The 13,068-nt window shown below is 63.4% G+C and carries 10 protein-coding genes; 5 read left to right on the top strand and 5 right to left on the bottom strand.

All coding sequences use genetic code 11. The features are described 5' to 3' along the window. The first annotated feature begins 101 nt into the window (after positions 1–101). Positions 102–905 carry an IclR family transcriptional regulator gene (locus AC3A4M_RS19745; RefSeq protein ID WP_498737933.1) on the top strand — a complete coding sequence of 268 codons (804 nt, stop codon included), beginning with the start codon at positions 102–104 and terminating at the stop codon, positions 903–905. On the opposite strand, the gene AC3A4M_RS19740 is transcribed toward AC3A4M_RS19745, so the two are convergent. Next, complete coding sequence (locus tag AC3A4M_RS19740; protein WP_498737931.1) at positions 879–2,075, bottom strand: aromatic ring-hydroxylating oxygenase subunit alpha; 1,197 nt, start codon at positions 2,073–2,075, stop codon at positions 879–881. The genes AC3A4M_RS19745 and AC3A4M_RS19740 overlap by 27 nt on opposite strands. 83 nt (positions 2,076–2,158) lie before the next feature. Continuing rightward, positions 2,159–3,361 (bottom strand): NAD(P)/FAD-dependent oxidoreductase, encoded by a 1,203-nt coding sequence (locus AC3A4M_RS19735; protein ID WP_498737930.1) that lies wholly within the window; start codon positions 3,359–3,361, stop codon positions 2,159–2,161. Between the two features lie 304 nt (positions 3,362–3,665). On the opposite strand from AC3A4M_RS19735, the gene AC3A4M_RS19730 reads away from it, so the two are divergent. The 4 genes from AC3A4M_RS19730 to AC3A4M_RS19715 are packed head-to-tail and all read left to right on the top strand — an operon-like array spanning position 3,666 to position 9,475. Then, positions 3,666–4,016, top strand: a complete 351-nt coding sequence (locus AC3A4M_RS19730) for a bifunctional 3-phenylpropionate/cinnamic acid dioxygenase ferredoxin subunit (protein ID WP_498737928.1) — start codon at positions 3,666–3,668, stop codon at positions 4,014–4,016. A gap of 32 nt (positions 4,017–4,048) precedes the next feature. Then, positions 4,049–5,962 (top strand): BCCT family transporter, encoded by a 1,914-nt coding sequence (locus AC3A4M_RS19725; protein ID WP_498737926.1) that lies wholly within the window; start codon positions 4,049–4,051, stop codon positions 5,960–5,962. A 32-nt stretch (positions 5,963–5,994) separates the two neighbouring features. Beyond that, positions 5,995–6,963, top strand: a complete 969-nt coding sequence (gene purU / locus AC3A4M_RS19720; protein ID WP_498737924.1) for a formyltetrahydrofolate deformylase — start codon at positions 5,995–5,997, stop codon at positions 6,961–6,963. 22 nt (positions 6,964–6,985) lie between these two features. Continuing rightward, positions 6,986–9,475, top strand: a complete 2,490-nt coding sequence (locus tag AC3A4M_RS19715; protein ID WP_498737922.1) for a GcvT family protein — start codon at positions 6,986–6,988, stop codon at positions 9,473–9,475. A gap of 113 nt (positions 9,476–9,588) precedes the next feature. Here the strand turns inward: AC3A4M_RS19715 and rlmN are convergent, their stop codons facing one another. From rlmN to sucD, 3 genes are all read right to left on the bottom strand, one after another. Continuing rightward, the gene (gene rlmN / locus AC3A4M_RS19710) at positions 9,589–10,824 is read right to left on the bottom strand and encodes a dual-specificity RNA methyltransferase RlmN (protein WP_498737920.1); all 1,236 of its coding nucleotides are present in this window, start codon (positions 10,822–10,824) and stop codon (positions 9,589–9,591) included. A gap of 47 nt (positions 10,825–10,871) precedes the next feature. Then, entirely contained in the window at positions 10,872–11,927 is a 1,056-nt protein-coding gene (locus AC3A4M_RS19705; protein ID WP_498737918.1) for a zinc-dependent alcohol dehydrogenase family protein, read from the bottom strand. Between the two features lie 206 nt (positions 11,928–12,133). Then, the gene (gene sucD, locus AC3A4M_RS19700) at positions 12,134–13,054 is read right to left on the bottom strand and encodes a succinate--CoA ligase subunit alpha (protein ID WP_498737916.1); all 921 of its coding nucleotides are present in this window, start codon (positions 13,052–13,054) and stop codon (positions 12,134–12,136) included. Positions 13,055–13,068: the final 14 nt, after the last annotated feature.

Below are 13,068 nucleotides of genomic sequence, written 5' to 3'. Positions count from 1 at the left end.
TGCCGCACTTTGAAAGAGGTCCCATGTTTGAACGGCGAGGGATAAGGCCAGTTCGTGCGGCCCGGTGCTTGCAACCTGTCCATGTCTGAGAGCATGTTGATATGCCTATAACTGACTTCAATATCGACGACGAGAGTCCGGAGGCCGGCCGCGGTGTTCAGTCGGTCGATCGCGCCATCACGGTTCTCGAAATTCTCGCGCGAACCGGGTCTGCCGGAGTGAGTGAGATTGCAGAAGAAATGGGCGTGCACAAATCCACCGCATCCAGACTCCTGGCATCGCTCGATCAGCGAGGGATGGTCCAACAGAACTCCGAGCGCGGCAAGTATCAGCTCGGTTTTAGCATTCTCCGTCTTGCCAATTCCATTCCAGGCCGGCTGAGCCTGGTCCGCGAAGCACGGCCCGTCTTGGAAGCCTTGGCCGAACAGTACAAGGAAACCGTGAATCTGGCCGTCCTGCGCTCCAACTACGCAGTCAACGTGGATCAGGCGATGGGCCCTTCCACCTTGTCCACGCATGACTGGATCGGCAGTCTCACGCCGCTCCACGCCACCTCCAGCGGCAAGGTGCTGCTTGCGGCGCTGACATCGGAACAGCGGCAAAAGATCCTTAAGGAGACCGGGCTCCCGGCCCAAACCGCCCGGACCATAACCTCCAAACAGGAACTTGAGAAGGAGCTGCTCGAGGTGGGCAGTTCAGGCTACGCCGTCGTCTCCGAAGAATTCGAGATAGGCCTCAGCGCGATCGCCGTTCCCGTATATGACCACCTCGGGACGGTCATCGGCGCGGTCAGTATGTCCGGTCCTTCGTTCCGCTTCAAGCCCAAGGAAATGCCCGGCCTGATCGAGGATCTCAAACAGGCCGGGCAAGATATCAGCTCACGGATGGGTTACAGCCCCGAGTGATTCAGGAGCGTCGGGTACGGCGTCGGCCACGGGGCCGGAGACCGTACCGGTCCCGTCGAGCATCTGCTGTACCCAGTGGTGGAACGCACCGATATGGTGCTCACTGGGAACCAGGACGCCGCCCTTGGCGTAGATTTTTGAGCCCATGGCGGGCTGGCAGCGCTCGCACGCATCGAAATCCTGCTGGTTCACCCGGTGGAACAGCTCTACCGAGGAAGTCAGATCGGTGCCGCTCTCCACAACGCTGGGAAGATAGAGCCAGTCGCATTCGACGATCGTGTGGTCCGCGGCCATCGGGAACATCCGATGGATGATGACGTGGTCCGGGACCAGGTTGACGAAGACCGTCGGTTTGATCGTAATGGCGTAGTAGCGGCGATCCTGATCATCGCCGATGCCGGGAATCCGGTCCACGCCTTCTGAACCGTCGATGGTGAAGCCCTTAACGTCTTCACCGAACTCCGCGCCGTGGCCGACAAAGTACTGCGCCGCCAGTCCATCCGCGAATTCTGGCAGCACCTCCGTCAGCTCTGGGTGGATGGTAGCGCAGTGGTAGCACTCCATGAAGTTCTCGATGATGAGCTTCCAATTCGCCTTCACGTCGTAGGTGATACGCCGGCCAAGCTTCAGGTTGGCAACGTCGTAGCTCTCGATAGCCTGGACATCGCCGAGACGCTCCTCGATGGCCCCGACAACGTCGTCCTCGAACGACGGCGGCTCGTCGGCCAAGCAGAGCCAGACATAGCCGAGGTATTCGCGCACAGCGACGTGGACCAGCCCGTACTTTTCCCGGTCGATATCCGGCATCTTCGTAAGGTTCGGGGCCGCGATCAGCTTGCCATCAAAGTCGTAGGTCCAGGCGTGGTAGGGGCACTGGAAAGAGCGGCCGGCCTCACCGGATTCCTCCATGCACAGCTTTACCCCGCGGTGCCGGCAAATGTTGTAGTACGCCCGAATTGCGCCCTTGCGGTTGCGGGTGACGATGACGGACTCGCGGCCAATCTGGACTGTCTTGTAAGCCCCCGGCTTCGCCAGGTCCTCCGAGCGCACGGCACAGAACCACATCTGTTCAAAGATGCGTTCCTGTTCCGTCCTGAAAATGTCCTCGTCGACATAGGTGTTGCCGGGCAGGGTTGAGATAAGGCTTTCCGAGATGATTTCGGCGGTCATAGGGATACTCCTTGGAAGTGCGAGAAGCGGGACAGTGCAATCAGATTTTTGGAATGGTTGCGGCGCAAGTAGCGCTGACCGGCTCAAGAAGCGGCCGCGAACTCCCCGACCGGGAGCACGTACTGCTGAGCATTCTTGTTCAGGAACTTGCGCCATTTGGTGAACTGCCGAGTCTGGTCCACACCCAGTACGGCGACCGGTTCGGTACCGGCGTAGTACACGGCCAGGAAACAGCGCTCGGCAACGTTGCCGTGCTCAATTTCGATCCGGTCATGCCCCCCGGCCTGGCCGGCAAACTGAATTCGTGATCCGTACTGATCCGACCAGAAGTACGGCGGATTGACCGGCTGCTGCACTGCGTTTTCGTCCAGCAGGGCGGCCACGGCGAGAGCTGGGCGTTCGTTCGCCCCGGCCCAGTGCTCTACGCGCTGGTGGCTTTGGGTTCGCAGATCGTACCAGGCGGCACAGTCGCCGACGGCGGATACACCGGGGCGGTTGGTCCGGCCCATGGCATCACACAGGACGCCATTGTCCAGCGCGATGCCCGACCCTTCCAGCCATTCAACGTTAGGCTGCGCTCCAATACCAACGAGTACGACGTCGGTAGGCAGCCGCCTGCCATTGTCCAGGACTACTTCGCTCACCGAAGTTCCGCTCATGGTGAAGGAGGAGGCACCGGTCCCACAGAGCAGCTCCACTCCGGCTGCTTCATGAAGGCCGGCCACTGCGGCGCCCATTTGGGCTCCGAGCGGGCCTGCCAGCGGTGCAACCGACTTTTCCACTACGGTCACATCCATGCCGGCTGCCTTCGCAGTGGAGGCGGTTTCCGCTCCGATGAATCCCGCACCGATGACCACAAGGCGATGTCCGGGGACCAGCCGGGGCCGCAGAGCCTCCGCGTCGGCAAGCGTGCGCAGCGTGAAGACGTTCTGCAGGCCTTGCAGCTCGGCCAGTCCGCGGGCCGAAGCCCCCGTGGCGATTATCACCTTGTCTGCGGTGATGCTGCGCCCGTCGTTGAGCGTGATGGTCAAGGACTGGGCGTCGAAGCGCTCGGCACGGACTCCCAGCAGCCATTCCGCGTTCAGGTCCTCACCGGCTTCCTCCAGCGCGAGGTCCTCCAGACCGATCTTGCCGGCCAGGAAGTCCTTGGACAGCGGCGGCCGATCGTAAGGACGGGGCGCTTCGTCCCCGATGATGACGAGTCTGCCGGCAAAGCCTTGGGCCCGTGCTGCCCGCGCGGCGGAGAGTCCGGCCAAGGACGCCCCCACGACTACAAGAGTCTGCATAGATTGGCCTTTCACAACACTGGAGAGGTGCAGTCCTGCACCTTCTGGCTAAGAAGCGTTGCTCAATTGCGCCTGTCGCAACTCGCATCGCTATGTGAAACAGCATGATGCTCGGATCAATGCTGTGTCAAGAGTCACAAGCGCGTATTGCCAAGTTTCAGATTATTGCGGTTCATGTGGGCTGCGACACAAAAAGCTCTTGACAGATACCCCCTCCACCGTTCAGGCTGTTGCCTATCGTGAATGAAGTTGTTCATGACGGAACTGCCGCCAAGAGCGGCCGGCTATGAAAGAGGTTCGCTCCATGCATAAGGCATGCCCATTGAAAGAGCTGGCACCCGGAGACGCGATCCGGCTGGATACGTCCCCTCCCATCGCTGTTTTCCACACAGAAGAGGGCGAGCTCTTCGCCATCGATGATACGTGCACGCATCAGGACGCATCGCTAGCCGATGGGTGGGTCGAGGGCTGCGAAGTGGAGTGTCCGCTGCATGCATCCAAATTCAATTTACGTACGGGAAACGTCGACGCCCCGCCGGCGAAGCTGCCGGTCCGGGTCCATGAAGTCGAGGTGGTGGACGGGACCATTATGGTCCGGGAATCAGGCGACACCCCAAATCTCCCACCTGGTTTGACCGTAGACGGCCATATTTAGCTGGGACATGGGTCATCGAGCATAGGAAATTCATGACAACGAATAAAGAACTTGCAGTTGATGATGGCAATCCTGACGATGAGCTCACCGAACTCGTCCGCAAGGATCCGCTGGACGATGACCAGCGAGCCAAATCTCCGGCTGCGGAAGACACTTCACTGGATCAGCAGATCCTGCAGGAACTGCGCGATTCTGAAACAGAGCACGCCGCAGCCCGTCGGAGCCTGGTACCCCGTGGTCTGGACAAGACGGTCTTCGTGGTAGCGGGCGTCCTCGCTCTAGGTTTTGTCGCGTGGGGCTTTCTCGGCACCGACAACCTCTCGGCCACTTCCCAGAACGCGCTCAACTGGGTCATGGAAAACACCGGCTGGCTCTTTATCCTGCTCGCCTCTCTCTTCGTTGTCTACGTACTTTGGCTCGCGCTGGGCCGCTTCGGCAATATCCCGCTGGGTAAGGACGGTGAGAAGCCGGAGTTCAGGACTGTCTCATGGATCTCCATGATGTTCGCCGCCGGCATGGGCATCGGCCTGATGTTTTACGGGGTGGCCGAGCCGATGTACCACTACATCGCCCCGCCACCCGGCAGCGTGAACGGTCAAACACCCGAAGCTATCCAGACCGCCATGGCTACATCCCTCTTCCATTGGACTTTGCACCCTTGGGCGATGTACGCCGTCGTCGGTGTTGCCATGGCCTATGGGACGTACCGTCTGGGTCGCAAGCAGTTGATCTCCGCCACCTTCACATCGCTGTTCGGCCACAAGACCGTGGAGGGCCCGGTCGGGAAGTTCATCAACATTCTGGCTATCTTTGCCACGCTCTTCGGCACGGCAGCCTCGCTGGGCCTCGGCGCCTTGCAGATCGGCAGCGGCATGGCCTTCAACGGTTGGGTTGGCGAGCTAGCCACCCCGATCCTGGTGGCCATCGTCGCCGTGCTTACTGTCTGCTTCGTCGCCTCCGCAATTTCCGGCATCCGCCGCGGCATCCAGTGGCTGGCGAACATTAATATGGTCCTCGCCGTTATCCTCGCGCTGATCGTTTTCGTAGCTGGTCCCACGCTCTTCATTCTCAATCTGGTGCCCGCCGCCGTTGGCGACTACGCCCGTGACTTAGCTGAAATGTCTTCACGCACCGAAGCCGTCGGCGACGAGGCCCTGCGTACCTGGATGTCCGGTTGGACAATCTTCTACTGGGCCTGGTGGGTCTCCTGGACGCCGTTCGTAGGCATGTTTATTGCCCGCATCAGCCGGGGCCGAACCATCCGTCAGTTTGTCACCGGGGTGCTCCTTGTTCCCAGCGTCGTCAGCGTGATCTGGTTCGCGATCTTCGGCGGTGCTGCGTTCGGTGTTCAGGAGAAGGCTAATGAAACACCGGACACCAGCGACGGGCTGGTCGATATGGTCGACGGCGAGCCCTCCATCTCCTTCGACGGCGCTCTTTTCGATCTGCTGCAGAACCTCCCGCTGCCGAACATTATCGCGGGCGGGGTGGCCATTCTGGCCATGGTCCTGGTGGGTATCTTCTTCGTTACCGGCGCGGATTCTGCGTCGCTGGTCATGGGCTCGTTGAGCTCCAACGGTGCCGAGGAGCCCTCCAGAGGCGTCGTGATCTTCTGGGGCGTGCTGACTGGTGGAGTTGCGGCGGTCATGCTTCTGGCTGGTGGCGATCAACCCGCTGAGGCTCTCTCCGGGCTCCAGCGAATAACCATTGTGGCAGCCTTGCCCTTCGTCCTGGTCATGCTCCTGATGTGCTTCGCATTGGCCAAGGACCTGCGCCGGGACCCGCTCTCCTTGAGGCGGCGGCTGGCAACGTCAGTGGTGGAACGGGCTATTCGGTCCGGTGTAGATCAGCACGGCGGCGTCCATTTCGACCTCGTCACGAGGCACGAATGCGACGAGCAGTGCGCTTCCAGCGCTAAATGCCCAACCCAGAGCTCCGGCTCCTAATTTTTCCTACCGAACTTGCGAGGTATATGACTATGACGGCTCTGGCCACCACTGAATTACTCAACGATGACCTTCCGGCTGGCCGTGTTCACGCGTACGCTGGAAAACACACGGCCCCGTTTGTCCTGACGCTCTCGTGTCCGGAACGTCCCGGCATTGTCCACGCTGTGACCAGCTTCCTGGCCGAGCGCGGCTTCGACATCGCGGAGCACCAGCAATTCGACGACCATGTCAGTGGCACGCTGTTCCTGCGGACAGCTTTTGCACCGGCGGACCTAACAACTGGATCCGTCGAGGGCAAGGGCAGCGACGCGGATCGCCCGGCGATGGCCGCGGTCTTGACGAAGGAATTCGTAGATGTGGCGGACCGGTTCGGAATGAACTTCGAAATCCATGATGGCAGCCCCAAGCGGCTGCTGGTCATGGTGTCGAAATTCGGCCATTGCCTCAACGACCTGATCTTCCGGTGGCAGGCCGGGAGCCTTGGTGCCGAAATCGCTGTCGTTGTTTCCAATCATGAGGACCTCCGACCGATGGCCGAGGCCGCGGGCCTGCCGTTCGTGCATGTGCCGGTCACTGCCACCACTAAGGCCGAGGCAGAGCAGCGGCTTCTGGACCTCGTTGCAGAACACGACGCCGACCTAGTGGTGCTGGCACGCTACATGCAGGTGCTCTCGGACGGCCTTTGCGAGGCCTTGCGCGGACGCGCGATCAATATCCACCACTCGTTCCTGCCCGGCTTCAAGGGCGCAAAACCGTACCACCAGGCCTACGACCGCGGCGTGAAGCTGGTCGGGGCCACCGCCCACTACGTCACCGCCGACTTGGACGAGGGCCCGATTATCGAGCAGGAGGTGTTCCGGGTTGACCACAGCCTGGATCCTGCATCCTTGGTCACGGTGGGCCGCGATGCCGAGGCCCAGGCCCTGTCCCGCGCCGTGAAGTGGCATAGCCAGCACCGCGTCCTGCTCAACAACACCCGCACCGTCGTCTTCCGCTAACCGCGATCCAAGGAGAATACTTATGAGCCACACACCCCGCGTAGTCATCATCGGGGCCGGCATTGTCGGCGCCAATCTGGCCGACGAGCTCGCCACTCGCGGCTGGAACAACGTCACCGTCATCGAGCAAGGACCGCTGCATCTGGCCGGTGGTTCCACCTCGCATGCACCCGGTCTGGTGTTCCAGACCAACCCGTCCAAGACGATGACCGAGCTCGCTGGCTACACGGTGGAGAAGTTGCTCTCGCTCAGTGCGGACGGACGCTCCTGTTTCAACCAGGTCGGCGGGCTTGAGATCGCCACCACCGAGGCGCGCCTTCAAGAGCTGAAGCGCCGGCTGGGCTTCGCTACCTCCTGGGGTCTCGAGGGCCGGCTGATCGACCCCGATGAGTGCGAGAAGCGCTATCCGATGATCAACCGGGACATGGTCCTGGGCGGACTGTATGTGCCCTCCGACGGCCTGGCGTCCGCCGCGCGCGCGGTGCAGCTGCTGATCGAAAAGGCCAGCGAAGCGGGCGTAAAGTTCATCGGCTCCACCCCCGTAACGGGCATCGAGCAGGCCGGCGGCAAGGTCACCGGCGTTGAAACGCCCGATGGCGTGGTGCCTGCGGACATTGTGGTTTCCTGCGCAGGCTTCTGGGGCCCCAAAATCGGTGCCATGGTCGGCATGCCGGTGCCGCTGCTCCCGCTGGCACACCAGTACGTCAAGACCACTGCGGTGGCGGAACTGGCGGGCCAGAACGAACTGCCCAACGGCGCCCGCCTGCCCATCCTGCGCCACCAAGACAAGGACCTGTACTACCGCGAGCACGGTGAGCGGATCGGCATCGGCTCCTACGCCCACCGCCCCATGCCGGTGGATCTGGATGAACTGCCGCAGGTACGGGCAGACCAGATGTCCGAGCACCGCATGCCCTCGCGGCTGGAGTTCACCGAGGCGGACTTCCTGCCGTCGTGGCAGGACAGCCAGGAGCTGCTGCCCGCCCTGCGCGGCGCTGAGATTGAGGACGGCTTCAACGGCATTTTCTCCTTTACGCCGGACGGCGGCCCGCTGATCGGCGAGTCGCCCGAGGTCGAGGGCTTCTACCTCGCGGAGGCCGTCTGGGTCACGCACTCGGCCGGCGTCGCCAAGGCCGTCGCCGAACTGCTTGTGGAAGGCCAGTCCCGCACGCCCCTGCATGAGTGCGAGGCGACCCGCTTCGAGAAGATCCAGGTCAGCAAGGAGTACGTCAGCGAAACCTCGCAGCAGAACTTCGTGGAGATCTACGATGTGCTGCACCCGCTGCAGCCACGGGAATCTCCGCGCGACCTCCGCGTCAGCCCGTTCAACGTCCGCCAGCATGAACTCGGCGCGTTCTTCCTGGAGTCGGCCGGCTGGGAGCGTCCGCATTGGTACGAGGCCAACAGCGCGCTGCTGCAGGAGCTGCCGGAAGAGTGGCAGGCACCGGAGCGGGACAGCTGGTCCAACATGTTCCACTCCCCCATCTCCGCCGCCGAAGCATGGAAGACGCGCACCGCCGTCGCGCTTTATGACATGACTCCGCTGAAGCGCCTTGAGGTGACCGGCCCGGGTGCGCTGGCGCTGTTGCAGCGGCTGAGCACCGGCAACATCGCCAAAAAGCCGGGGGCTGTCACCTACTGCCTGCTGTTGGCGGACGACGGCGGCGTCCGCAGCGATGTCACCATCGCACGTCTTGCTGAGGAGACTTTCCAGCTCGGTGTCAACGGCAACATCGACTTCGACTACTTCCGGGTCGAGGCCCGCAAGCAGTCCGCGGCGGATCCGGCACAGTGGGTCCATGTCTCCGATATCACCGGGGGCACCTGCTGCATCGGGCTGTGGGGGCCGCTCGCCCGCGAGGTCATCGGCAAGGTCAGCGAGGACGACTACACCAATGACTCGCTGCGCTATTTCCGGGCCAAGGAGGTCAATATCGGCGGCATCCCCGTCACGGCCTGGCGGCTGTCCTATGTCGGGGAGCTCGGCTGGGAGCTGTACACCTCGGCGGAGTACGGGTTGAAGCTATGGGATCTGCTCTTCGAAGCCGGCCAGGAGCACGGCATCATCGCAGCCGGCCGCGGTGCCTTCAATAGCCTCCGGTTGGAAAAGGGCTACAGGCTCTGGGGCACCGATGTCACTCCCGAGCACAGCCCGTATGAAGCCGGACTCGGGTTCTCGGTCTTCAAGGACAAGACGGACTTCGTGGGCTACGAGGCGTTGGCCGCCCGCCGGGCCGAGCCTGCCTCCAAGGAATTGAAGTGCCTGACGATCGACGACGGCACGTCCGTAGTGCTGGGCAAGGAACCGGTGTTCGTCAACGGCGAGGCCGCGGGTTACGTCACCAGTGCGGCCTACGGCTACACCGTTGGCCGCCCGATCGCCTACGCATGGCTGCCGGCCGGCCTGGCGGAGGGCGATTCGGTGGAGATCGGTTACTTCGGCCGGAAGGTCGCCGCAACCATCGCTGCCGAGCCGCTGGTGGATCCGAAGATGGAACGGCTGCGCGGGTAGCACCTGACGGATTAGTGGCCGGCTAGCGCCGGACAGACAGCAGCGGCCCCGCTCCAGTTGGAAGGAGCGGGGCCGCTGCCTTGTGCTTAGTGCTTTGCTGCACTTAGTTGCGTTTAGTCTGCGACGTTTTCGTCGTCGGCGGCGGCCAGCTGCCCGCAGGCGCCGTCGATCTCCTTGCCGCGGGTGTCGCGCAGCGTCGTCGGGATGCCGGCGGCGATCAACCGGTTGATGAACTCGGTCTCCACCGCCTTCTCCGACGAGGTCCAGATGGAACCGGGGGTCGGGTTCAGCGGGATCGGATTCACATGCACCCAGCCGCGGCCGCGCTTGTTCAGCTTCTTAGCCAGCAGATCCGCGCGCCACGCGTGGTCGTTCATGTCCTTGATCAGCGCGTACTCGATGCTGACCCGCCGGCCCGTCACAGCGTAGTAATTGTAGGCCGCATCCAGCGCCTCGTCGACCTTCCACCGGCTGTTGACCGGGATCAGCTCGTCGCGCAGTTCGTCGTCCGGCGCGTGCAGGCTCAGCGCGAAGGTCACCGGGATGTCCTCGGCCGCGAGCTTGTTGATCGCCGGCACCAGGCCCACGGTGGAGACGGTGATGTTGCGGGCGGACATGCCCAGGCCTTCGGGGGCCTCGGCTGCCATGCGGTGCACCGCTGCCATCACGCGCTTGTAGTTGGCCAAGGGCTCGCCCATGCCCATGAAGACGATGTTGGTGACGCGCTCGGCGTCGTGCCCGCCGTCCTTGCGCTTGCCGCCCAGCGCGCCTTCTGCGATCACCCGGTTGGCCTGGACAATCTGGTCCAGGATCTCCGCGGTAGACATATTGCGCGTCAGCCCGGCCTGGCCGGTGGCGCAGAACGGGCAGTTCATGCCGCAGCCGCACTGGCTGGAGACGCACAGCGTGATCCGGCCCGGGTAGCGCATCAGCACCGACTCGACCAGCGAGCCGTCGAACAGCCGCCACAGGAACTTGATGGTGTCACCGTTGTCCGTTTTGAGCTGCTTAACCTTGGTCAGCAACGTCGGGAACATTTCGGCGACCAGTTCTGCGCGGCCGTCCTTGGGGAGGTCGCTCATGGCGTCCGGGTCCGTGGTGAAGTGCTGGAAGTAGTGCGTGGAGAGCTGCTTGGCGCGGAACGCGGGCAGGCCCATTTCCTTGAGCTTGGCCTGCCGCTCGGCGAGGGTCAGATCGGCCAGGTGTACCGGCGGCTGCTTCACGCGCGGCGACTTGAACTGCAGCAGCGGTCGGCCGTCGCTGGTGACAGCGGGCTCGGCACCTTCTACGGCAGGACGGACCTGTGGCCGGGAAGACGTGGCAGTGGGGGAAGAATTCAAAACAGACATCTACACCATTGTCCCATGCCGACGCAAATGAGTCGGACGGTCTCCCTTTACGGCTTGAGCAGCACCTTGATCGCGCGGCGTTCGTCCATGGCCTTGTAGGCGTCGGCCGCGTCATCGAGAGGCATTTCGACGTCGAAAACCTTGCCTGGGTTGATCTTGCCGGCAAGCACGTCCGCCAGCAGCTCGGGCAGGTAGACCCGGGTGGACGCGGCCCCTCCTGCCACCGAGATGTTCTTGGCAAACAGCACGCCGATGGGCAGTTCCGCTCCGCCTGCCGGAACGCCGACAAAGCCCACGCTGCCGCCGGGGCGCGTGGACCGCAGCGCCTGGTCCATCGACTCCTTGGTCCCCACGCATTCGAGCACCGAATCCGCGGACACACCGCCCAGCACCGAACGCACCGCTGCCGCTCCGGCCTTTCCGCGCTCCTCGACGATGTCGGTGGCACCGAACTCCTTGGCCAGCGCCTGCCGGTCGACATGCCGGGACATCATGATGATCCGCTCCGCACCGAGTCGTTTCGCTGCCAGCACGCCGCAGAGGCCCACCGCCCCATCTCCAACAACGACGACGGAACGGCCCGGCCCCACCGCTGCACTCAACGCCGCGTGGTGCCCCGTTCCCATGACATCGGAGAGCGCCAGCAGGTTGGCGGTCAGCTCTGCATCCGGCCGGTCAACCCCGGGCACCTTCACCAGCGTTGCCTCGGCCCGTGGCACGCGCACCGCCTCGCCCTGGCCGCCGTCGACGTGGAAGCCGTGCTCGTCGGTGCTACCCCAGGAGGCCCGGTGGTCACACGCCACCGTGACGCCGTTGCGGCACTGCGGGCACTCGCCGCAGTTGCCCACCCACGGCGCGACCACGAAATCACCCGGGACCAGGGCCGTCACGGCCTCCCCGACGCTCTCGATCACACCGACGAATTCGTGGCCGATGGCGCGCGGCTCCTCCGTCTCGCGGACGCCCCGATAGGGCCAGAGATCCGAGCCGCAGACACAAGACGCGGTCACTTTGACCACCACGTCCGTGGGAAGCTGCACCGTGGGATAGGGCCGCTCTTCCACCCGGATATCGCGGGGTCCGTGGATGATGGTGGCGCGCATGTGCTCTCCTTGCTTCGGGAACGGCTGTTGCCAGCCTAGCCAGCCCCCGGACCGTAGAAAGTCATCCTGCGTAACGGCCGGCGTTTTCTACGCGTCCGCCCCAAGCAACAGCACCAAAAGTACGACGGCGGCGCTGTCATCTTCGCGATGAAGGTGACAGCGCCGCCGTCGTTAGCTTGGAACTTCCCGCTTGCGCGGACGAACCCTTAGAGGTTCGAGGGTTCCTCGTGCTCGGGGTAGACCTCGCGCAGCAGGTGGGCGGTCTCGGACGGCGTCTTGCCGACCTTGACGCCTGCGGCCTCGAGTGCCTCCTTCTTAGCCTGGGCGGTACCGGCGGAACCGGAAACGATGGCGCCGGCGTGGCCCATGGTCTTGCCCTCGGGCGCGGTGAAACCTGCCACGTAGCCGACAACCGGCTTGGTGACGTTGTTCTTGATGAACTCGGCCGCACGCTCTTCAGCGTCGCCACCGATCTCGCCGATCATCACGATCGCCTTGGTGTCGGGGTCAGCCTCGAACGCAGCCAGGGCGTCGATGTGCGTGGTGCCGATGACCGGGTCGCCGCCGATGCCGATGGCGGTGGAGAAGCCCAGATCGCGCAGTTCGTACATCATCTGGTAGGTCAGGGTGCCGGACTTGGAGACCAGGCCCACGCCGCCCTTGCCGGTGATGTTCGCCGGGGTGATGCCCACGAGAGACTCGCCCGGAGTGATGATGCCGGGGCAGTTCGGGCCGATGATGCGGGTGACCTGGTTGCCGTCGGCGTCCTTCTTGGACTGTGCCAGCGCCCAGAACTCTGCGGAGTCCTGGACCGGAACGCCCTCAGTGATGACGACGACGAGGCCGATTTCGGCTTCGATGGCCTCGACCACGGCGTCCTTGGTGAAGGCCGGCGGAACGAAGACGATCGAGACGTCAGCGCCGGTCTCGGCGATGGCTTCCTTGACCGTGCCGTAAACGGGCAGGGTCTTCTCGCCGTGGGTCACGGTGGTGCCGGCCTTGCGGGCGTTCACGCCACCGACCACGTTGGTGCCGGCGTGGAGCATACGTGCGGTGTGCTTGGAGCCCTCGCCGCCGGTGATGCCCTGGACGATGACCTTGGAGTCCTTGTTAATGAAGATAGACATGTTCTTTTTCCTCG

The organism is Arthrobacter sp. Soil_C_60 (assembly GCF_057656375.1).
This window is presented reverse-complemented; position numbering and strand designations above follow the sequence as displayed.